At 61.0% G+C, this 20,547-nt stretch carries 20 protein-coding genes; 5 read left to right on the top strand and 15 right to left on the bottom strand.

All coding sequences use genetic code 11. The features are described 5' to 3' along the window. Window positions 1-32: 32 nt before the first annotated feature. Window positions 33-491 carry a universal stress protein gene (locus FAZ30_RS06505; protein ID WP_137009116.1) on the top strand — a complete coding sequence of 153 codons (459 nt, stop codon included), beginning with the start codon at window positions 33-35 and terminating at the stop codon, window positions 489-491. Between the two features lie 101 nt (window positions 492-592). On the opposite strand, the gene FAZ30_RS06500 is transcribed toward FAZ30_RS06505, so the two are convergent. Continuing rightward, window positions 593-1,345 (bottom strand): TlyA family RNA methyltransferase, encoded by a 753-nt coding sequence (locus FAZ30_RS06500; RefSeq protein WP_137009114.1) that lies wholly within the window; start codon window positions 1,343-1,345, stop codon window positions 593-595. Between the two features lie 430 nt (window positions 1,346-1,775). Between FAZ30_RS06500 and FAZ30_RS06495 the strand changes: the two genes are divergently transcribed. Beyond that, entirely contained in the window at window positions 1,776-3,308 is a 1,533-nt protein-coding gene (locus tag FAZ30_RS06495) for a glycine betaine uptake BCCT transporter (protein WP_281279259.1), read from the top strand. A 191-nt stretch (window positions 3,309-3,499) separates the two neighbouring features. After that, complete coding sequence (locus tag FAZ30_RS06490) at window positions 3,500-4,129, top strand: YceH family protein (protein ID WP_137009111.1); 630 nt, start codon at window positions 3,500-3,502, stop codon at window positions 4,127-4,129. Between the two features lie 123 nt (window positions 4,130-4,252). Here the strand turns inward: FAZ30_RS06490 and FAZ30_RS06485 are convergent, their stop codons facing one another. The 4 genes from FAZ30_RS06485 to FAZ30_RS06470 all read right to left on the bottom strand — a co-directional run bounded on the left by FAZ30_RS06485 (window position 4,253) and on the right by FAZ30_RS06470 (window position 8,278). Next, window positions 4,253-4,615 carry a cupin domain-containing protein gene (locus tag FAZ30_RS06485; protein WP_124645224.1) on the bottom strand — a complete coding sequence of 121 codons (363 nt, stop codon included), beginning with the start codon at window positions 4,613-4,615 and terminating at the stop codon, window positions 4,253-4,255. A gap of 116 nt (window positions 4,616-4,731) precedes the next feature. Further along, window positions 4,732-5,262, bottom strand: a complete 531-nt coding sequence (locus FAZ30_RS06480; RefSeq protein WP_137009109.1) for an arsinothricin resistance N-acetyltransferase ArsN1 family B — start codon at window positions 5,260-5,262, stop codon at window positions 4,732-4,734. Window positions 5,263-5,315: 53 nt separating this feature from the next. Continuing rightward, window positions 5,316-6,032, bottom strand: coding sequence for a glutathione S-transferase family protein (locus tag FAZ30_RS06475; protein ID WP_137009107.1), 717 nt, complete (start codon window positions 6,030-6,032; stop codon window positions 5,316-5,318). A gap of 212 nt (window positions 6,033-6,244) precedes the next feature. After that, entirely contained in the window at window positions 6,245-8,278 is a 2,034-nt protein-coding gene (locus FAZ30_RS06470; RefSeq protein ID WP_137009105.1) for a prolyl oligopeptidase family serine peptidase, read from the bottom strand. A gap of 368 nt (window positions 8,279-8,646) precedes the next feature. On the opposite strand from FAZ30_RS06470, the gene FAZ30_RS06465 reads away from it, so the two are divergent. After that, window positions 8,647-8,961: a hypothetical protein gene (locus FAZ30_RS06465; RefSeq protein WP_124645227.1), complete on the top strand. Its 315-nt coding sequence runs from the start codon at window positions 8,647-8,649 to the stop codon at window positions 8,959-8,961. Window positions 8,962-9,038: 77 nt separating this feature from the next. Here the strand turns inward: FAZ30_RS06465 and FAZ30_RS06460 are convergent, their stop codons facing one another. From FAZ30_RS06460 to FAZ30_RS06450, 3 genes are all read right to left on the bottom strand, one after another. Next, on the bottom strand, window positions 9,039-9,809 hold the full coding sequence (locus FAZ30_RS06460) for an alpha/beta hydrolase (protein WP_137009103.1): 771 nt from the start codon (window positions 9,807-9,809) through the stop codon (window positions 9,039-9,041). Between the two features lie 71 nt (window positions 9,810-9,880). Then, window positions 9,881-10,909 carry a low-specificity L-threonine aldolase gene (ltaE, locus tag FAZ30_RS06455; protein ID WP_137009101.1) on the bottom strand — a complete coding sequence of 343 codons (1,029 nt, stop codon included), beginning with the start codon at window positions 10,907-10,909 and terminating at the stop codon, window positions 9,881-9,883. A 131-nt stretch (window positions 10,910-11,040) separates the two neighbouring features. Next, a complete protein-coding gene (locus tag FAZ30_RS06450) occupies window positions 11,041-11,265 on the bottom strand; it encodes a hypothetical protein (protein ID WP_103522987.1) in 225 nt (74 codons plus the stop codon). A 239-nt stretch (window positions 11,266-11,504) separates the two neighbouring features. On the opposite strand from FAZ30_RS06450, the gene tcdA reads away from it, so the two are divergent. Then, entirely contained in the window at window positions 11,505-12,290 is a 786-nt protein-coding gene (gene tcdA / locus FAZ30_RS06445) for a tRNA cyclic N6-threonylcarbamoyladenosine(37) synthase TcdA (protein ID WP_124645230.1), read from the top strand. A 74-nt stretch (window positions 12,291-12,364) separates the two neighbouring features. Here the strand turns inward: tcdA and FAZ30_RS06440 are convergent, their stop codons facing one another. The 7 genes from FAZ30_RS06440 to pyrC all read right to left on the bottom strand — a co-directional run bounded on the left by FAZ30_RS06440 (window position 12,365) and on the right by pyrC (window position 20,534). After that, window positions 12,365-13,105, bottom strand: a complete 741-nt coding sequence (locus tag FAZ30_RS06440) for a M48 family metallopeptidase (RefSeq protein WP_124645231.1) — start codon at window positions 13,103-13,105, stop codon at window positions 12,365-12,367. Window positions 13,106-13,248: 143 nt separating this feature from the next. Then, window positions 13,249-14,241 (bottom strand): murein tripeptide/oligopeptide ABC transporter ATP binding protein OppF, encoded by a 993-nt coding sequence (gene oppF / locus FAZ30_RS06435; RefSeq protein WP_124645232.1) that lies wholly within the window; start codon window positions 14,239-14,241, stop codon window positions 13,249-13,251. After that, window positions 14,234-15,235 (bottom strand): oligopeptide/dipeptide ABC transporter ATP-binding protein, encoded by a 1,002-nt coding sequence (locus tag FAZ30_RS06430; protein WP_124645233.1) that lies wholly within the window; start codon window positions 15,233-15,235, stop codon window positions 14,234-14,236. The genes oppF and FAZ30_RS06430 overlap by 8 nt, the downstream gene beginning before the upstream one ends. An 11-nt stretch (window positions 15,236-15,246) precedes the next feature. Further along, window positions 15,247-16,161, bottom strand: coding sequence for an ABC transporter permease subunit (locus tag FAZ30_RS06425; protein ID WP_124645234.1), 915 nt, complete (start codon window positions 16,159-16,161; stop codon window positions 15,247-15,249). Window positions 16,162-16,176: 15 nt separating this feature from the next. Further along, window positions 16,177-17,097: an oligopeptide ABC transporter permease OppB gene (gene oppB, locus FAZ30_RS06420; RefSeq protein WP_059285663.1), complete on the bottom strand. Its 921-nt coding sequence runs from the start codon at window positions 17,095-17,097 to the stop codon at window positions 16,177-16,179. A gap of 185 nt (window positions 17,098-17,282) precedes the next feature. Then, a complete protein-coding gene (locus FAZ30_RS06415) occupies window positions 17,283-18,902 on the bottom strand; it encodes a peptide ABC transporter substrate-binding protein (RefSeq protein WP_124645235.1) in 1,620 nt (539 codons plus the stop codon). Window positions 18,903-19,499: 597 nt separating this feature from the next. Further along, window positions 19,500-20,534: a dihydroorotase gene (gene pyrC, locus FAZ30_RS06410; protein WP_124645236.1), complete on the bottom strand. Its 1,035-nt coding sequence runs from the start codon at window positions 20,532-20,534 to the stop codon at window positions 19,500-19,502. Window positions 20,535-20,547: the final 13 nt, after the last annotated feature.

Below are 20,547 nucleotides of genomic sequence, written 5' to 3'. Positions count from 1 at the left end.
GGCGCGAGCGACGGTTTTATGAGGAGCACTCCATGTATCAACACATTGTTATTGCAGTAGATGGTAGCCGAACTTCTGCAAAGGCTCTAGCCGAGGCACTACGTATTGCCAAAATGGCGCAATCCAGCTTGTCGCTGGTGCATGTGGCCAGTTTGCGCGACATGGCCATCGAAGGCGTGGGTGCGCTGGATACCCATCAGCTGCATGATCTGGCTTTCCGTCAGGCGCGGGAATTACTGGACAAGGCACAAAAACAGGCCATCAACGAAGGCGTCAGCCGGGTGGACTGCCATATCGCAGAAAGCTGGGAGGGCGGCAAGGACATGGCCGATGCGCTGATCCGTTTTGCCGACAGCCACCAGGCCGAGCTGATCGTCATCGGCACCCATGGCCGCAGCGGACTGGCTCACCTGATGCTGGGCAGCTTTGCCGAGAACGTCATGCGCAAGACCCACTGCCCACTGCTGGTGGTGCGCGGCGAGGAAGACTGAAGCGCCCCCAGCCGATATCCCACCGCACCGTCAGGCCACAGGCAAGGTGGCCGGTGCCATCCGCAGAGTGTGCGATGCCTCTGCGGATTTTCTTTGTCCGCTCAATAGACAGCCCGGCGTGCCAGCACGAAGAACTCGCGGTTGCCATCGGCACCGGTCAGCGGGCTGTCAAACCACTGCTCCACTTCCCAGTCCAGCTCGTCCAGGCAACTGCTGATCTTGTCCTGCACGCCGGCAAACAGGCTTTCATCGCGCACGATGCCACCATGCCCCAGCGCGCCGCGCCCCACCTCGAACTGCGGTTTGACCAGCCCCAGCAAACGGCCGCTCTCCCCCAGCAAAGGCAGGGCTGATGGCAGGATCAGCGTCAGCGAGATAAACGACACATCGCACACCATCAGGTCGAATGGCTGGCCAGCATTGGCCTGCAACAAGGTCCGGCCATCCAGCGCACGGGCGTTCACCCCTTCAAAACAGCGGACGCGCGGATCATCCCATAGTTTGGGGTGCAGCTGATCATGGCCAACATCCACGCCCACCACATACTCGGCACCAGCCTGCAAGGCGCAATCGGTAAAGCCGCCGGTAGACTGCCCCACATCCAGCACCCGCCAGCCAGTGATATCCAGCCCGGCCTGCTGCAAGGCCCCATCCAGCTTCTGCCCGCCACGGGAGACAAAGCGGTCGGCCGGATCAGGCCTGACCTGCAAGGGCGTGCCGGCGGGAAACTTTGAACTGGCCTTGCTGATGACCTGGCCATTCAGGCTGACCCGGCCGCTTTCCAGCAGGCTTTGTGCCACCGTACGTGAAGTGGCAAGTCCTTGTTCCACCAACAGAAGATCCACCCGCTTCATCACCGTTTCCTTGCATGCTTTTCGAAAGGCGACAGGTTGGCCAGTCCGCCGCATGCTGTCAAGCATCCATCCATTTAGCGGCAGCGGGCCCCTAGGGCAAAACGCCCGCAAGTCGCCCGCGCAGGATCGTGCCGCCCCTCGCCGATTCAGTATATTTGTTTACAACAATTTACTAATAATGATATGGTAAAAAGGCAATATCTTGAATTCATTCAATTATCCATAACGGCACAGCACAGATTGCCGCTCATTTCAGGCTGCCTCGCCGTGTTGCATCGCCACTTGCCATGCCACAGCAGCCACACCATCCGCCTGCCACCCGCAGCGCCCCTGCGCCTGCCCGGGTGACAGCCATGCCCACACCCTGCCAGTGAATGCCGCCCTGCCCGGTTTTCTGCTGGCTGCCCGATGAAAGGAGACAAGCTTGGTCTTGCGCCTATCCCTGTTACTGACTGCCCTGTTTGTGCTGTTCGGCGCACTCGCCCCACAACAGCTGGCCGACTCCACCGCCGCCTTGCTGGCCTATACCATTTCCCGCTTCGGCTGGTTTTACCTGCTCAGCGTCTTCGGCTTTCTGGTGTTTGCGCTGTATCTGGCCTTTGGCCGTTTCGGCCATATCCGGCTGGGAAAAGAAGATGAGGAGCCGGAGTTTTCCCGTGGCAGCTGGTTTGCCATGCTGTTTTCTGCCGGCATGGGCATAGGCCTGGTGTTCTGGGGCGTGGCCGAGCCGCTGTCCCACTTCGCTACCCCGGCCAGCGCCGCCATCACGCCCCAGTCGGCCGACGCGGCGCGCGCCGCCATGCGCTATGCCTTTTTCCACTGGGGCCTGCACCCGTGGGCCATCTACAGCCTGATGGGGCTGATTCTGGCCTATTTCAAATTCAACCGTGGTACCCCGGGCCTGATCAGCGCGGCCTTCCGGCCTCTGCTGGGTGCGCGGGTCGATGGCCCCATTGGCAAGGCGATTGATATCCTGGCCGTGCTGGCCACGGTATTCGGCGTGGCCACTTCGCTGGGCTTTGGCACTTTGCAGATCGAAAGCGGACTGCAAAAACTGTTCGGCCTGCAGGCTTCGCCCTGGCTGACCTTTGCCATCGTCGCCATCGCCACCGTGCTGTTTCTGCTGTCCTCGCTCACCGGCCTGTCACGCGGCATCAAGTGGTTGTCCAATCTCAACATCCTGCTGGCCTGCGGCCTGATGCTGCTACTGGTGGTACTGGGCCCCAGCGGTTTCATCTTTGATACCTTCACCACCACCTTCGGCGATTATCTGGGCAATCTCACCAGCATGAGCCTGCGCATGTCGCCCTTCAACCAGAGCAGCTGGATTGCCAGCTGGACGCTGTTTTACTGGGCCTGGTGGGTGACCTGGGCACCGTTTGTCGGCATGTTCATCGCCCGTGTCTCGCGCGGGCGCACCATTCGCGAATTCGTGGTGGGGGTGATGCTGGTGCCGGCCCTGGCCAGCTTTGTCTGGTTTGCCGTGTTCGGCGGTACGGCACTCGAGCTGCAACTGTTTGCCGGCGCCGACCTGGTCAGCGCGGTGAAACAGGATGTGTCCACCGCGCTGTATGTGATGTTCGACTACCTGCCGGGCGGGCGGGCCCTGTCCATACTGGCCATGCTGCTGGTGGTCAGCTTCTTCGTCACCTCGGCCGACTCCGCCACCTTTGTGCTGGGCATGCTGTCCTCCGGCGGTTCGCTCAACCCGGGGCACCGCGTCAAGCTGATCTGGGGCGTACTGCTGTCGGCCATTGCCCTGGTGCTGTTGTCCAGCGGCGGGCTGAAGGGTTTGCAGACCATGTCCATCGTGGCGGCCCTGCCCTTCATGCTGATCATGATCGGCATGGCGGTTTCGCTGTACAAGGCACTGTCCCAAGATGAAGATGCCGCGCGCCAGCGCGAGATTCAGCGCCTGCACCAGCTGGATGCCCTGCTGGCGAAACAACAGCCACCACAATAAGAGCGGCTAACAAAATAGCGTAGCGTCCCTGGGGCAAGGCGCGCCGACGCAGACAGTACAAAGAGTACGGCAAGGAGGCGCAACGCAGCAGCAGGTTTTTTGTTAGCGGCTCTAAGGCCGGACGGCGACAAAGCTTGGTTGCCTAGTGTGCTTGATGCGATGATGTGCGCATTGCAACAAGGGAGCACAAGATGGATACACACCAACTGGATGCCGCGGAAGTGCGGGTACTGGGCGCACTGGTCGAAAAACAGGCGCTGACACCCGATGCCTACCCGCTGACACTGAACAGCCTGTCTTCCGCCTGCAATCAGCTCACCAGCCGCGAGCCGGTGATGCAGCTGCCCGATGCCGAGCTCAGTGCCGCCCTGGCCGGACTGATGGCGAAAAAACTGGTCACCGAGCGGCTGCCGGCCGGCAGCCGGGTCGCCAAGTATGAGCATCGTCTGAACTATGAATGGAATATCGACGGCGCACGTCAGGCCGCACTGGCGCTGTTGATGCTGCGCGGCCCGCAGACCAGCGCGGAGATCCGCACCCGTTCCGGCCGCATCTACAGCTTTGGCGGCGTGGAAGAAGTAGAAGGCGCACTGGAAGCGCTGGCCGACAAATACCCGCCGCTGGTCATGAAACTGCCGCGCCAGCCGGGTGAGCGTGAGGCGCGCTGGTGCCATCTGCTCAGTGGCGAACCCAGCCCGAATGAAATCAGCGCAGCAGCCATCATCGATGTCGGTGTCGCCGGGCGGGTAGCGGCACTGGAAGCCGAAGTGGCCGCTCTCAAGGCCAGATTGCAACAGCTGGAACACAGCCTGGGCGAATAAGAGCCGCGAACAAAAGCCTGATGCGGCGCTGCGCTATCCTGTTAGCCGCATCAAGTCTTGCCGTTGATCGCCAATAGCAAAGCCCCGCCAGTGCGGGGCTTTGTTTTGTCCTGTCAGGCGGGGCTACTTGGCCTCGAAGATGGCGTAGGTCTTGCGCGCCGGTTCCAGCACCTCCCATACCCCTTCGAAACCTGCAGGAATGACGAAATGGTCGCCGGCATACAGCTCCACGCTGTCGCCGTGGAGATCGGTCAGCCGCACATAGCCTTCCAGCAGGGTGCAGAATTCGTGCTCGCTGTATTTCACCTTCCAGCTGCCACGGCCACCACTCCAGATACCGGCGTGAAACTGGCCGCTAGGGTCGGAGTAATGGTTTTCTACTGTCTGGGCGCACTCGCCTTCGATGCGGCGGTCGGCCGGTGCATTGAATTGCTCGACCCGTACCGGGTTGCGTTGAAACACGATGATGTCGCTGGCTTGTGCCATGTCTGCTCCTCCTGTGAGTATTTGATCAAAAATGTCACAAAGCGGAGCAGCTGTCCAAGGTTTTGCACGCACCACTCTGGGGAGAGGACGGCTCCACAACGGCGCAGATCGCGCGGTCAGCCCGCATCCGGCAGTGGTGGGCCATCATTGAGTTTCAGCTCCCAATAGCCCACGTCCAGCCAGCGGCCAGCCTTCCAGCCCACCTCGTGAAAAGTGGCTACCTGACGGAAACCCAAGCCCTCGTGCAGAGCGGCACTGGCCGGATTGGGCAGGGCAATGCCACCAATGGCCATGTGCACGCCCAGCGCGCGCAATTGCTGCAGCAAGACGCGGTACAGCCGGCTGCCCAGGCCCTGGCCACGGGCCTCTGCGGCAAAGTACACCGATGTTTCCACCGCAAAGCGGTAGGCATGCCGCACCCGCCAGCGCGTGGCATAGGCATAGCCCAGCAGCTCGCCATGTAGCTCCACCACCAGCCAGGGCAGGCCTTGCTCGTCCACCTTGCGCATGCGCTCGACCATTTCCTGCTCGGTCACCGGCTGTTCTTCAAAACTGATGGTGGTATCAAGCACGTAGGGGTTGTAAATCGCCACAATGCTGGCGGCGTCGGCCGCCGTGGCCGGGCGGATGTGGATATCTTGGCTCATGCTCAGGGTCTGGGGCGGGATGATGCCGTTCTGCTGTGCAAGAAACGCGCCAGTCATGCCTCGGTCGTCCAGTCGGGAAAGTATTGCCGGCGCAGCCGCTCGACATAAGCCTGCAGATTGGCATGCTGCCGCACCGCCTGCTGGCTGGGGGTGTCGCCCAGTGTGGCCAGCCAGGCCGAGGCGACAAAGGCAAATACCGTGGCGTCCAGCCAGCTCGGGGACTCGCCCAGCATATAGGGCTTATCACCCAGCAGGGCGGCCAGGCTGGCCACATCCAGTTGCAACAGACGCTGGCGTTCGGCCGGACTGAAGCGTCCCAGGCCCTGACCATGCAGATTGGCGCGCACCTTGCGCCGGATCATGCGAATGACCATGCCGCGCAGCAGGAATGGCACGCGCTGGAAAAACACCCCCGGGCCACGGGCAAAAACCGCATCATCCATCCAGCGTTCATGCACCACACACCAGTACAGATGGTCGCTGCACAGGCACTCCACGCTCCAGGCCAGCGCCTTGTCGGCCTCCGACAGCCCAGCATCCAGGGTGATGCCATGCTGCTCGGCCAGATGCAGGCGGATCAGCGTGGAATCCGGCACCCGCGTGCCGGCGTCGTCGATATAAGGCAGCTTGCCCTTGGGCGCACGGCGCATGCTGCCACGCAGCTTGCGATAAGGCAGGCCGGACAGCTTGAGCAGCATCTCGGCCTTCAGCACAAAGGGGCTGGCATCGGGCAGGCCGAAGGCCGGGCCAAACACGTACAGGGTGATCACTGGCGTCTCCTCGGCAGGAAACGCCCAGACTAACATTGTCGCCTGCTGATGACGATGGCCTAGAGCCTGTTCAAAGTCTCGCGAGCTAGAGTGAGACAAGGCGAAAACGGCTAAGGAAGCGGAGTTTACATAAAGTAAATGAGCATTCCGCAGACGTTTTTAACGCGGTATCACCCCATTTCGACTAAATCCAGCAGACTATGAACAGGTTCTTAGTCCATCAGCCGCTGATACAGATACACCAGCACCCGCGCCAGCTCATCGGCAGTCTGCTGCTGGCCGGCATTGCCAGTATGGCCGCCGGCATCGGTTTCGATCAGCAGCGCACCGTGGCCCAGCTCTTGCAGGCGCGCCACCATCTTGCGGGCATGGCCGGGGTGGACCCGGTCGTCGCGCGCACTGGTGGTAAACAGCGCCAGCGGGTAAACCGCCTCCGGCTTGATCTGGTGATAAGGCGAATAGGCAGCCAGCGCCGCCGCCTCGTCCGGATTGGCCGGATCGCCGTATTCGTCTATCCAGCTGGCACCGGCCAGCAGTTCGGTGTAGCGCAGCATGTCCAGCAGTGGCACTTCGCACACCACGGCCTTGAACAGTTCCGGCCGGCGCACCATGCAGGCCGCCACCAGCAAGCCACCATTGCTGCCGCCTTCGATGCCCAGCTTGCCCGGAGAGGTCAGCCCGCTGGCAATCAGGGCTTCGGCCACGGCGCAAAAGTCGTCAAAGGAAACCGGGCGCTTCACCCCTTGTGCGGCCTGATGCCAGCCAGGGCCAAACTCCCCACCACCACGGATGCAGGCCAGCACGAAGGCACCGCCCTTTTCCAGCCAGTGCGCGCCGAAGTTTTCCACGTAATACGGCATCATCGGCACTTCGAAACCGCCATAGCCATACAACAGGGTGGGCGTGCTGCCATCCAGCACCACATCGCGGGCGCGCACCACGAAATAGGGAATCGCCACCCCGTCCGGCGCAGTGGCCCAGCATTGCTCGGCGACAAAACGGCTGGCATCGAAAGCCGCGGGCTGCTGGCGCAGGCATTCCTGCTGGCCACTGGCCACATCCAACCGGTACAGACCGGTGGGATTAAGGAAATCGCTGAAGCTATAGCACAGCACTTCGCTGTCCCAAGGCTGGTCGGCAAACTCGATCACGCCGGAATCCGGCACCGGCAGACTGCGCGGCTGCCACTGCTCGCCATGCAGCTCAAACGCCTGCAGACGGCTGCGGACATTGTCGATCAGGTTCACCACCACGCTGCTGCGGGTGGTTTCCACCGACTCGATGGCCAGCCGCGGCGCGGGCTCCACCAGGCACTGCACCGCCCCCTCACCACCCAGCAAGTGGCGCAGCGGCACGGCCAGCAGGCTGCCCGCCAGATAGGTTGCGCCCTGCCACGGCCAGTCTTCGGCCAGCTTGACGATGAACTGGCCATGCAGATAGCCCTCGATATCCGCCTTGGCCGGCAGTGGCAGCGGCCGGGTTTGCAGCTCGGCATCAATCAGATGATAGGTCTTGCTGTAAAAGCCATCAGCGGCCTCGATCAGGTCCAGCACGCCATCCACGCCATCCAGATAACGCCAGGCCGCCACCATCATCGCACCGGCGGGTGCGACAAACAGCTGCTGCCATTGATGCTGGCCATCGGCCGCACGTTCCACCAGCCATACTTCGCTGGGATAGCCGGAGCGGGTCAGCGGCGCGCCCTTCCAGCCGGGGCAGACAAACACGCTGTCCGGGTCACGCCAGGCGATATGATTCTTGCCCTTGGGAAAACGCAAACCCTGCTCCACCCAGGCGGCGGCATCCAGATCGTATTCCCAGGCCAGGCTGGCATCGCCACCACCCTCGCTCAGATGCACCAGCACCCGTGTGGGCGCAACCGTGCAATGCGCCACGCCATCCAGATACCAATCCTTGCCAGCTTCGGCCGCCAGCGCATCCACATCCAGCACCGTCTGCCATTCCTGTGCACCAGCCCGGTAAGCCGCCAGTGTGCTGCGGCGGTAAATGCCGCGCGGATGGGTTTCATCCTGATGGAAGTTGTACAGCCAGCCGGCGTGCTCGGAAAAGAAGGGAATCTGCCGCGTATCGCGCAGGTGCGCCAGGATGTCGCGCTGCAAGGGCGCATAGCGCGCATCGGCATCCAGCAGCGCCTGGGTGTGGCTGTTCTGCGCAGCAACCCATTGCTGGACTGCAGGGTCGTCGAGGCTTTCCAGCCACAGCTGGGAATCGGGAAGGTGGGACATGACAGAACCAGAAATTCAGACAGGCGCACAGCTTAGCACCGACACCCGGCGACCATGAATCAAACACGCGACGGGAAAATACGCTCGACCCGTTCTTTAGTACTGGGCCAGCCGTGCAAATGCTCGGCACTTTTGCAAGAGCCCAAAAAATCCTCACAATCAAGCCTGGATTTTTAACAAAAAATGCCAAAAATATGTGTTTTTATCAATAAAAACACCAGAATGGCTGTTTTTATAAGTCAATCTTCACAAAGTTTCAGCAATACTTCAGCAATCGATAACTAGCGGTTTTCTGGTCAATTTCCTATAACCTGTGTAGAAATTTCTTATTTACTGCATCTGTTTACTTATTAATCTTGGAAATAATCATGAAAAACCTGCTCGCCACACTCAGCGTCCTGCTTCTGCTTAGCAGCAACGGCGTCGCCGCCAGCACTGGCACCATCAGTTTTCATGGTGCCATCGTCAATACACCCTGCACCCTCCCGGCCGAAACCTGGATGAACTATGCCCAACATCCCGCTGCCTACAAAATGGCGCGCGAGGCGGCTGCCAACCCCAGCTGCGCCGGCCCGGCGGCGACCCAGTCGGTAGGGGTTTCCCGCTACATCGCACCACCCCTGGCCAGTGTCTACACGATGGACAAGCCCGCCAAGGCCATCGTTACCGTGGTCTATGACTGATAGCACTCATGCCGCAGACCACCGCTGCCGCCTGCGGTGCCGGGCAGTGAGCCCCACCCATTGCAGCAAACCGCAGCTCAGCGCTGATGCTGTTTTATCCAGGCCGCGATCTGGCTGATGACTTCATCCTCGATACCGTTATACCCATGTGCGGCCCAAGGCTGGCAGGGGTCACCCCGGTTCTGTCCGCCATCAAACTCCAGCAGGGCGCGCGGCTGTGCCTTGAGCAGCCCGTCCAGTATCGGCTGCACATTGGCCGGCAGGCTTTCCTTGCACTGGTCATGCCGGTGCTGTACCAGCAAGACCGGCAGGCTGAGCTGTGGCAAATCCATGGCCGCAACATTGCCACGATCGTGATTGATGGTGGAGGTCAACACCAGCCCGGCCACGCGCGGTTGCAGGCGGATGCCGATAGCCGCCGCCGAGGTCGTGCCTCGGCTGGTGCCCACCAGCCATACCGGAACCGCGGCCCGACGGCGCAACTCATCCATCACCACGGCAATATCTGCGGCATGCTCGGCGCTGCTGCGAAAATCGTTACGGCTGATATTGTCCGGATGGTCGGACGGCGCATCCACCACCGCCACCTGAAAGCCCTGCTCTGCCCAGCGCTGGCGGGTCCTGACCAGAAAGTTGCCGGCACCGGCACCCAACTGGCCGCTATCGCCCAGTTTCAGCGTGCCCTCGCCACCGGTAAACAGGATCAGGCTGGCCAGCGGCTTGCCGGCGGGTTCCAGCAACAACAGACGCTGGCTCACGCCGGGACGGGTGCTGAGCGTAAGCAGCTGCTCATCGGCCAGCACCCTGCCGCAACACAATGCCAACAACAAGATCCATACGCTTTTCATGCTGTCTCTCCGCACTTGCAGATTCAATCGGGGGCGTCCTGACAGCGCATGGCACGCTGCGGGCCGGACTGTCAGTCACTTAATACCCGCTGAAACACCTCCAGTACCCGGTCGATGGCTTCCCGGCTGACCTGCCAGTGCGTCACCAAGCGCATGCGCCCACCCTCGGGCGGATTGGCCTTGATGCCGTCAGCCGTCAGGGCGGCCATCAGTTCGCTGATATCGATGTCGGCCAGCAAGCGGAACCACACCATATTGATGTGCACGTCGTCGATGTCCACCTCGATGCAGGGCATGCCGGCCAGTTGCTCGGCCAGATAGCGGGCATTGGCGTGGTCTTCGGCCAGACGCTGGGTCATCTCGGTCAGCGCGAGCAGGCCCGGTGCCGCCAGCACCCCGGCCTGACGCCAGCCGCCACCCAGCAGCTTGCGATTGTAGCGGGCGAGGGCAATGAAATCGGCCGAGCCGGCCAGGATGGAACCGACCGGTGCGGCCAGCCCCTTGGACAGACAGCACATCACCGTATCGGCATGACGGGTGATCTCCTGCACATCACAGCCCAGATACGTGGCGGCATTGAATACCCGCGCCCCATCCAGATGCACCGGCACGCCGTGGCAACGGGCGATGTCGGCGGTGCGCTGCATGATGTCCAGCGGAATCACCCGGCCATTGCTGTGAGCGTTTTCCAGGCAGATCAGCCCGGTCTTGGGCCAATGCACATCCTGGCCCACCCGGATGCGCGCTTCGATTTCCTGCGGATCCATCACCCCCTTGTCGCTGGCAATGGTGCGCAACTGCACGCCACCGATCACCGCCGCACCGCCGGTTTCGTGCCAGACGATATGGCAGTCGTCGCCCAGAATCACCTCGTTGCCACGCTGGCAGTGGGTGAAAATGGCCAGCTGATTGCCGAAATTGCCGGTGGGCACAAACAGCGCGGCCTCTTTGCCCAGCAGCCGGGCGGCCAGGGTTTCCAGTTCGACCACAGTCGGGTCGTCACCATAGACATCGTCGCCCACCACGGCATGAGCCATGGCGTGACGCATGGCCTGGGTGGGTTGGGTAACGGTGTCACTGCGCATATCAATCCACTGCATGCTGTGCTCCTGCAAATGAAAGCGGCGGCCATAAAGGCCGCCGTACGAGGAAATTTCTGAATCAGGCCCTGCCTGATTGTGCCAGCAAACGGGTTGCCGGGGGCAGTACGCAGATTGTGGGAATCACTCCATCAAGGTATTCGATATGCCTGCTTCAGTTCGCTGACGCGGCGCTGGGCGGCCAGCATGGCCGTGCTGTTCATCGAGATGTCGCTGCCGCACTGGCAGCGCAGGGTATGGTCGGGGGACAGGGCTTTCAGATGATGGCGGTTTTCATGGCCGCACTGCACGCAGGCGATGACGACGGTGGCGTTGTAATGCTTGTCCAGGTCGATATCGAAACTCGGTAGCTTCATGGGAGACTCCCTTGAGATCACGGAGGCAGGCCCGGTTCAGAGGAATGCCGGTGTGCATTCTTGACGGACCCACAGACAAGGATAGGCAAGGGTAAGGAAAGTTCCAATAAATCAGCTGCTTGTTCTTAGTCCGCCGCAGCCGGCTGTTGCAGGCAGGACGCAGCCGCTTTCTGCCACACCACTGGTCAGCCAGCCCCGGCTTGGTTATGCTTGGCCGTTTTTCCGTACCGGATGCCCCGATGTCGCACGATGCTGATCTTGAACGCCGCTTTGGCGGTATTGCCCGCCTGTATGGCGCAGAGGCGCTGAGCCGTTTCCAGCAGGCTCATGTCTGTGTGGTGGGCGTGGGCGGGGTGGGTTCCTGGGCGGTGGAAGCACTGGCGCGCAGCGCCATCGGCCACCTGACGCTGATTGATCTGGACAATATTGCCGAATCCAATACCAACCGCCAGCTGCCGGCACTGGACCCGCATTACGGCATGGCCAAGGTGACGGCACTGGCCGAACGGGTGCGCGCCATCAATCCGGCCTGCGTGGTGCAGGAAATCGAGGATTTCGTCACTGAAGACAATCTGGATGCCATGCTGGGCCAGGGCTTCGACTTCATCATCGACTGCATCGACAATCTGCGGGTCAAAACCGCCATGGCAGCCTGGTGTGTACGCCAACGCCAGCCCTTCATCGTGTCCGGTGGTGCCGGCGGCCAGATGGACCCGACCAAGATCAAGCTGGCGGATCTGGGCGAGGTCACTTACGACCCGCTGTTGTCCAAGCTGCGTTATAACCTGCGCCGTTATCACGGCTTCCCGCGCGATGCCGGCAAGAAGCTGCAGGTTCCCTGCGTGTTCTCTACCGAACAGCTGGTTTATCCCGACACACAAAGTTGTGAGGCCGACAGCAGCCGTGGTCCGCAGGGTCTGTCCTGCGCCGGCTTCGGTGCCGGCATGGTTGTCACCGCCAGCTTTGGGCTGGTAGCGGTGTCACATGCGCTGAAGCAACTGGCCAAGCCGGCGAAAAAGCGCTGAGTCGCCCTGCACTGCACTGGCAGGACAAGCAAAAAGGCCTCCATGCGGAGGCCTTTTTTCAGCAGGAAGACTGATCAGTTGGCGATCAGCTTTTCCACCTTGGTGGCGCGCTCGCCCGGAGCCGGGTGGCTGGCCAGCATGCTGCTGTCGTTGCCGTACAGCTCGGCCAGTTTGCGCAGGGCGGACGGTGCGCCTTGCACATTGTAGTTGTGGCGCTTGAGGAAGCCCACGCCATAGGCATCGGCATCGCTTTCCTGCGATTGCGAGAACTGTGCATTGACGATGGCTTCGGCAAAGTTGCCCAGGTCGGACTCGCTCAGGGCTGCGGCAGTGCTGTTGCCGCTGCTACCGGCGGCCTTGCGCGCAGCGGAAGCGGAGTAAGCCAGCTGCATGGCTTTCTTGGTGTGGCCCAACTTCACGTGGCCGATTTCATGGCCGATCACGAAACGCACCTGGTCGTCATCCATCTTGTCCAGCAGGCCGCTGTACACACGCACGGTGCCATCTGCCATGGCAAAGGCGTTCACTTCCTTGGTCTGATAGACCTTGAAGTTCAGCTTGGTGCCGTCTTCGCTGTCCAGACCCTTGACGATCTTGGCCAGACGCTTGCCATAGGCGCTGGAGGGGGCGGCTACCTTGTTTTTCTTGTCCATGGCCACGCTGGATTCAGCGGCCAGGCTCTTCACGTCGGCATCGCTCAGGGTCGCCGCCTTGAGCAGGTCGCTGCCGGAGCTGAGCATGCCGTTCAGATCGAAAGCCTGGGCTGCGCCAGACAGGGACAATGCCAATACCAGAGCAAGGTGCAATTTTTTCATCACGAAATCCTGTTTTTTAGAAAGCGCTAACATGCTAGCGTAATTTTTCGTTAAGCAACAGCCCACTCTGTTAACACTGGGATAACAATCAATAAAAAGCCCTGCATGAAAATGCAGGGCTTTTGCTTGGCACCAGCGCGTAATCAGGCCAGCAGGCAGGAGCTCTGGCTTTGCTCGCTGATCTGGCGCAGCTGGATTTTCTCCGTGCCGCAACGCGCCTCGGCCTGTGGGCAGCGGGTGCGGAACACGCAGCCCGAAGGCGGGTTGATCGGGCTGGGCAGATCACCCTGCAGGATCTGGATGACCTTGTTTTTCTCCAGCTTCGGATCGGGAATGGGAATGGCCGACAGCAGCGCGCGGGTATACGGGTGCGCAGGCGCATCGTATAAGGCATGCTTTTGTGCCAGCTCCATCTCGCGGCCCAGATACATCACCAGGATGCGGTCGGAGATATGCTTGACCACCGCCAGATCGTGGGCGATGAAGATCAGCGCCAGCCCCATCTCGCGCTGCAGCTCTTTCAGCAGATTGATGATCTGCGCCTGAATCGACACGTCCAGTGCCGACACCGGCTCGTCGCAGATGATCAGCTTGGGTTCCAGAATCAGCGCCCGGGCAATGCCGATACGCTGGCACTGGCCACCAGAAAATTCGTGCGGATAGCGGTTGATCATCTGCTCACGCAGCCCCACCCGCGCCATCATGGCGCGCACCCGCTTCATCACTTCGGCTTCCGACAGCTCCGGTTTGTGCACCCGCAGCGGCTCGCCGATGATGTGCGCCACCGTCATGCGCGGGTTCAGCGAGGCCAGAGGATCCTGGAAGATCATCTGGATGTCCTTGCGCACCGCATGCCAGTCCTTGTCCGTGCCGCGAGTCAGGTCCTTGCCCATCCACACGATTTCGCCGCTGGTGGCCGGAATCAGGTTGAGGATGGCGCGCGACAGGGTGGACTTGCCACAGCCGGACTCGCCCACCACACCCAGGGTTTCACCGGCGTACAGATCGAAGCTGACCCCGTCCACCGCCTTCAGCGTGCGCTTGGCACTCCACGGCCAGGCACCGTCGCCCTTGACCTGAAAATGCACTTTGACATCACGTACCGACAGAATCGGCTGCTTGGCTTGTTCAGACATGGGCCACCTCCTGTGCTGCCTGCTGCAATTCGTCGGCCGGTTTGTGACAGGCGCGCAGCACCTGCGGGTTCACGTTGCTGGCGGCCAGTGCCGGCAGTTCGTCCGCGCAGCGGCTGCTGGCGTGGGTGCAACGCTCGGAGAACGGGCAACCCTTGGGCATTCTGGCCATATTGGGCGGATTGCCCGGAATGCTTACCAGCTCGCTGCCATCGTGATCCAGCCGTGGCAGTGCGCCGAGCAGACCGATGGTGTAGGGGTGGCTGGGCTGATAGAAGATATTGTCAGCGCTGCCGTACTCCATGGCGCGGCCGCCATACATCACCATCACTTTTTCGCAGAGGCCGGCCACTACGCCCAGATCGTGGGTAATCATCACGATGGAGGTACCGAAATCACGCTGCAGCTCTTTGAGCAGAGTGAGGATCTGTGCCTGCACCGTCACGTCCAGCGCGGTGGTGGGTTCGTCGGCAATCAGCACTTCCGGCTCGCACAACAAGGCCATGGCAATCATCACCCGCTGGCGCATGCCGCCGGAAAACTCGTGCGGATACATATTGATGCGGCGGGCGGCTTCGGGAATGCGCACCGCGTCCAGCAGCTCGATGGCGCGCTTTTTCGCGTCACGACGGCTGATGCCCTTGTGCAGCTCCAGCACCTCGGTCATCTGGCGCTCTACCGTCAGATAGGGATTGAGCGAGGTCATCGGGTCCTGGAAAATCATCGCCAGCCGGTCGCCACGAATGCGGTTCAGCTCGGCCGGGCTCATGGCCAGCAGGTTCTTGCCCTGGTACAGCGCTTCACCGGTGGTTTTGCCGTTCTTGGCCAAGAGGCCCATCATGGCCAGCACCGTCTGGCTCTTGCCCGAGCCGGATTCGCCAACGATGCCCAGGGTCTGCCCCTTTTCCAGCTCGAAGCTGACGCCGTTGACTGCGCTGACCACACCGTCGTTGGTCTGGAACTGCACGCCCAGATTACTTACTTTCAATAGACTCATCTGTTGCTACCTCAACGATCTTTCGGATCGAGCGCATCGCGCAGGCCGTCGCCGATATAGTTGGCGCAGTACAAGGTGACCGACAGCAGGCCGGCCGGGAACAGCAGAATCCACGGGCTGGCATCCATCACGCCGGCACCATCCTGAATCAGCACACCCCAGCTGGTCATCGGTTCCTGCACCCCGAGGCCCAGGAAGGACAACACGGATTCGGTCAGGATCACGCCCGGCACGGTAACCGTGGTGTAGATCACCACGATGCCCAACAGATTGGGCACGATGTGGCGGAAGATGATCTTGGGGGTGGACACGCCAATGGCGTGCGCCGCCTCGACATATTCCTTGGACTTGATCGCCAGCGTCTGGCCGCGCACCACCCGTGCCATGTCCATCCACGAGAACACGGTAATGGTCAGCACCACCAGGTAGAAGTCGCGGCCCAGCAGGGTCACCATCAGGATGGCGATCAGCAGATAGGGCACGGCGTACATCATGTCGACGATGCGCATCATCAGCGAATCGACCTTGCCGCCCATGAAGCCGGCGGTTGCCCCCCAGACAATGCCCAGTGCCACCGAGGCGATGGTGGCCAGCGCACCCACCATCAGCGAAATGCGGCCGCCGATCAGGCAGCGCACCAGCAGGTCACGCCCCAGCGCATCGGTACCGAACCAGTGGGTATTGGCCAGCGTCGGAGCAATGCCCATGGCGTCCCAGTCGGTGTCTTCATAGGTGTGCGGCAGCACCATTGGCCCGAAAATACAGGCCAGGGTGATCAACACCAGCATGATCAGGCTGAGTACGGCGGCCTTGTTGCGGAAAAAACGTACGCGCGCGTCACGCCACAGGCTGCGGCCTTCCACGGCGGCATCGACCAGACCATTGTCCAGCGCCGCCGTCATGGCTTTCTGTTTGCTTTGCATCATGATTTTTGCTCCCGCTCAGTAGCGAATCTTCGGGTCCAGCAGCGCATAGGCCAGATCCACGAGCAGGTTGAGAACAACGGTAATCACCGTCACCAGCACCACCAGCCCCAGTACCAGGGTGTAGTCGCGGTTGGCGGCACCATTGACGATGAGCTTGCCCAGGCCCGGCAGGCCGAACACGGTTTCGGTCACCACGGCCGCGGTAATCGAGGAAATGGCCAGCGGGCCAATCACCGACACCACCGGCATCAGCGCCGGCTTGAGCGCATGGCGCAGCACGATGGTACGCATCGGCAAACCCTTGGCACGGGCGGTACGGATGAAGTTGCTGCCCAGCACCTCAATCATGCTGCCGCGCATCACGCGACCGATGGTGGAGATGTTGATGAACACCAGCAGGGCAATCGGCAGCACCATGTAACGCAGCGAGAAATCATCCCAGCCGCCGGCCGGCAACCATTCCAGGCCGATGGCAAACACCATCACCAGCACCGGGCCCAGCACGAAGGACGGAAAAGCGCCGCCGATATTGCCCAGCAGCATGACAAAGTAGTCGATCAGGCTGTTCTGGCGCAGTGCGGCCACAATGCCCAGCGCCACACCGATGAACAAGGAGATAACGATGGCACCGCCACCGATGGCAGCGGATACCGGCAAGGCCTTGCCCACCAGATCGTTCACGCTCCAGTCGGCATAGCGGAAGGACGCGCCCAGATCACCCTGCAGCAGGCTCTTGATGTAATACAGATATTGCTGCCACAAGGGCAGATCGAGATGGTACTTGGCCTGCAAATTGGCCAGCACCGCTGCCGATACCTTGCGCTCCCCGTCAAAGGGGCCGCCCGGCGTCAGGTGCAGCAACAGATAGCAAACGGTAATGACGGCCAGCAGCGTGGGAATGGTGGCCAGCACGCGTCGGAAAGTATAGGACCACATGGGGATACTCCAGCCGGTTGTCGTCCGCCAGCACAGCACGCGTCTTGTGAACGCGCCTGCAGGGCGAACCGCTCCGGCATGATGCTCTACATCACAAGCCGGATGTCCGTCTGGCGGACATCCGGCCTCTGTTCAACCGGGGGCAAGCGCCCCCGCCTCTTGCATCATTCAATCAAGCGCCATGCTTAATGCTGAATGATGTAGAGGTCCTTGCCGCGGTAGCGGTCCATCGGGTTCTTGCCGTAGCCACCCACATAGGACTTCACCAGACGCGGTGCGGTGTATTGCAGCAGCGGAATCATCGGATAGTCATCCATGATCATCTTCACGGCCTGGGTGAACAGCTGCTTGCGCTTGGCCTGATCGGTGGTATCGCTACCCTGCTTGATCAGCGCTTCGGCCTTGGCATTGCAGTTCTTGTTGTCGTTCTGGTCGTTGTCGCACTGTACCAGCGCCAGGAAGGTGGTGGCGTCGTTGTAGTCGGCATTCCAGCCATTGCGGGCGATCTGGAAGTCGGCGTCATGGCGCTTCTTCAGCAGCACCTTGAATTCCAGGCTTTCCAGCTCGGTATTCAGGCCCAGCTTGGATTTCCATTCGGAAGCGGCAAAGATGGCCATCTTCTTGTGGTAGTCACTGGTGTTGTAGGCAAATTTCAGTTTGGTGCCGGGCTTCACGCCAGCTTCGGCCAGCAGCTTCTTGGCCTCTTCCACCCGCTTGGCCATCGGCCATTTCACCCAGTCATAGCTGGTGACATCGGCGCCGGCAGTGCCGGTGACGATGGCGCTGTAAGCCGGGGACTGGCCGTCGGCGGTTACTTTCTTGGCCAGGATGTCACGGTCCAGCACCATGGACAGCGCCTTGCGCACGCGCACGTCCTTCAGCAGCGGGTCCTTGTTGTTCAGCGAGTAGTAGCGCAGGCCCAGGAAAGGCGCATTGCGGATTTCCTTCGGGTACTGGGTCTTGTACTTGTCGTAGGTGCCGGACGGCAGTTCCAGCACCCAGTCGTTTTCGCCGGACTCATACAGCTTCACGTCGGCATTGTGGTCTTCGATCGGCAGATAGGTGATCTTGCCCAGCTGCACGTTCTTCACATCCCAGTACTGGGCATTCTTTTCCACCACGATCTTGCTGTTGACCTGCCAGTCCTTCAGCGCGAAAGCGCCGTTGGACACCATCTTGCCCGGCTTGGTCCAGTCCTTGCCAAACTTGTCGATGGTGGCCTTGGGCAGCGGTGCCAGCTGGGTATTGGCTACCAGCGACGGCATGAACGGCACCGGGTAGGGGGTTTGTACTTCCAGGGTGTATTTGTCCACAGCCTTCACGCCCAGCGAGGAAGCCGGCTTCTTGCCTTCGGTGATTTCCTTGCCGTTCTGGATGAAGATGCCATAGGTGGAGGCATAGGGAGAGGCGGTCTTGGGATCGACAAAACGCTGCCAGCCATACACGAAATCGCTTGCGGTCACGGCGGAGCCATCCGACCACTTGGCATTCTTGCGCAGCTTGAATACCCAGGTGGTGGGGCTGGTCTGCTTCCACGACTCGGCCACGCCCGGCATCACCTTGCCAAAGCTGTCGGTGGCGGTGAGGCCTTCGAACAGATCCATGGTGATGGTATTGGCCGGTACCGATTCGGCCAGCACCGGATCGAGCGATTCCGGCTCGGAACCGGTGTTGCGGATCAGCTCCTGCTTGGCAGCCAGCTTGACGCCTGCCGGTACCTGGGCGGCCATGGCAAAACCGGTCGTACCGGCCAGTGCCAGGGCAACTGCGGCCGCGGCCACGCGCAGCGATTTATTGTGTGACATTCGCCTATTCTCCTGTTCTGTAGAGCCCCGCTTATTGCGGGTGCGCAAATTCTTTTATCCGAATTATGTTCGGAACTTTCCCGATTAACTGTCCGAAACGGGCCGGGCCATTATGCGCCAGCGTTTTTAAATTCTTCAAGTATGATTCAGAACAATATGACAAGCGTTTTGCCAAACCCGTGTCATTTCAACGACGTTAGCGCTTTTGCCAGCAATTTTTCACAGTATTTTCAGCCAAACCACAAAATTTACCGCCCCTGCCATGAGTAATTATATTGGCAGGCATTATTATCTTGCATGCGTCGACTGATTTAGCCGGCACATTTGCTGCCAGGGCACACTGCCATTTGCCTATTCAGGCCGGCAGCATATTAATCAGCAGATTACAGTAACGAATATCAGTACGATAAAAACCTGAATCCAGCCGTATCGCCCGTCAATCAAGGCGCTCCACCCAAGCTGCATGACATGGCCAACCTCAGCCAGCCGCCACCATGGCGTTGGATTGCCAGACAATACCTGGCGGTAAAACCATAAAAAAAGCTCCCACCCGGGAGCTTTCATCAACACAGCCGGCTATGGCCGGCAGCAGCGGCTTCAGTCTTGCAGACGCCAGTGGATGGTTTCGCCAGCACGCAGCGGCACCAGGCTGTCGCCGTCATACTCCAGCGCTGCCGGCACCTGCCAGCTTTCCTTCACCAAAGTGACGGTGTCGGCATTGGGAGCCAGGCCATAGAAGGCCGGGCCGTTCAGGCTGGCAAAGGCTTGCAGCTGGTCCAGCGCACCGGCGGCCTCGAAGGCTTCAGCATACAGCTCGATGGCGGCATGGGCGGTATACATGCCGGCACAGCCACAGGCCGCTTCCTTGGCATGGCGTGCATGCGGGGCGCTGTCGGTGCCGAGGAAGAACTTGGCCGAGCCGGAAGTGGCCGCCGCCATCAGCGCCTGGCGATGCAGTTCGCGCTTGAGTACCGGCAGGCAGTAATGGTGAGGACGGATGCCGCCAACGAAGATGGCATTGCGGTTCATCAGCAGGTGATGGGCGGTGATGGTGGCCGCGATATTGGCCGGCGCACTGGCGACATACTCGGCCGCATCCTTGGTGGTGATGTGTTCGAACACCACGCGCAGCGACGGCAGGCGGCTTAATAGCGGCTGGAATACCTGCTCGATGAACACCGCTTCGCGGTCGAAAATGTCGATGGCCGGATCGGTCACTTCACCATGCACCAGCAGCGGCATGCCGCACTCGGCCATGGCTTCCAGTGCCGGCATAGCCTTGTCGATGCTGCTCACGCCAAAGTCGGAATTGGTGGTGGCACCCGCCGGATACAGCTTGATGCCGTGCACGAAACCACTGGCACGCGCCTTGTACACTTCCTCGGCACTGGTGTTGTCGGTGAGGTAGAGCGTCATCAGCGGCTGGAAACGGCTGCCAGCCGGCAAGGCTGCCAGAATGCGTTCACGGTAGGCCGCAGCAGCTTCCACCGTAGTCACCGGCGGCTTCAGATTGGGCATGATGATGGCGCGGCCCATCTGGCGCGCGGTATCGGGCAGCACGGCCGCCAGGGCTGCGCCGTCGCGCAGGTGCAGGTGCCAGTCGTCGGGACGGATGAGGGTAAGGGTCTGCATGCGGTTTCGCTCT

This window comes from Aquitalea aquatilis (assembly GCF_005155025.1).
Lineage (GTDB): Bacteria > Pseudomonadota > Gammaproteobacteria > Burkholderiales > Chromobacteriaceae > Aquitalea > Aquitalea aquatilis.
Note: the sequence above shows the minus strand (reverse complement) of the source record. Positions and strands in the feature narration are given on the sequence as shown.

Coding starts and splice junctions, on each gene's coding strand:
- FAZ30_RS06505 (WP_137009116.1), top strand. CDS start 33: ATGTATCAACACATTGTTATTGCAGTAGATGGTAGCCGAACTTCTGCA.
- FAZ30_RS06500 (WP_137009114.1), bottom strand. CDS start 1,345: ATGAAGCGGGTGGATCTTCTGTTGGTGGAACAAGGACTTGCCACTTCA.
- FAZ30_RS06490 (WP_137009111.1), top strand. CDS start 3,500: ATGGATACACACCAACTGGATGCCGCGGAAGTGCGGGTACTGGGCGCA.
- FAZ30_RS06485 (WP_124645224.1), bottom strand. CDS start 4,615: ATGGCACAAGCCAGCGACATCATCGTGTTTCAACGCAACCCGGTACGG.
- FAZ30_RS06480 (WP_137009109.1), bottom strand. CDS start 5,262: ATGAGCCAAGATATCCACATCCGCCCGGCCACGGCGGCCGACGCCGCC.
- FAZ30_RS06470 (WP_137009105.1), bottom strand. CDS start 8,278: ATGTCCCACCTTCCCGATTCCCAGCTGTGGCTGGAAAGCCTCGACGAC.
- FAZ30_RS06465 (WP_124645227.1), top strand. CDS start 8,647: ATGAAAAACCTGCTCGCCACACTCAGCGTCCTGCTTCTGCTTAGCAGC.
- FAZ30_RS06460 (WP_137009103.1), bottom strand. CDS start 9,809: ATGAAAAGCGTATGGATCTTGTTGTTGGCATTGTGTTGCGGCAGGGTG.
- ltaE (WP_137009101.1), bottom strand. CDS start 10,909: ATGCAGTGGATTGATATGCGCAGTGACACCGTTACCCAACCCACCCAG.
- FAZ30_RS06450 (WP_103522987.1), bottom strand. CDS start 11,265: ATGAAGCTACCGAGTTTCGATATCGACCTGGACAAGCATTACAACGCC.
- tcdA (WP_124645230.1), top strand. CDS start 11,505: ATGTCGCACGATGCTGATCTTGAACGCCGCTTTGGCGGTATTGCCCGC.
- FAZ30_RS06440 (WP_124645231.1), bottom strand. CDS start 13,105: ATGAAAAAATTGCACCTTGCTCTGGTATTGGCATTGTCCCTGTCTGGC.
- oppF (WP_124645232.1), bottom strand. CDS start 14,241: ATGTCTGAACAAGCCAAGCAGCCGATTCTGTCGGTACGTGATGTCAAA.
- FAZ30_RS06430 (WP_124645233.1), bottom strand. CDS start 15,235: ATGAGTCTATTGAAAGTAAGTAATCTGGGCGTGCAGTTCCAGACCAAC.
- FAZ30_RS06425 (WP_124645234.1), bottom strand. CDS start 16,161: ATGATGCAAAGCAAACAGAAAGCCATGACGGCGGCGCTGGACAATGGT.
- oppB (WP_059285663.1), bottom strand. CDS start 17,097: ATGTGGTCCTATACTTTCCGACGCGTGCTGGCCACCATTCCCACGCTG.
- FAZ30_RS06415 (WP_124645235.1), bottom strand. CDS start 18,902: ATGTCACACAATAAATCGCTGCGCGTGGCCGCGGCCGCAGTTGCCCTG.
- pyrC (WP_124645236.1), bottom strand. CDS start 20,534: ATGCAGACCCTTACCCTCATCCGTCCCGACGACTGGCACCTGCACCTG.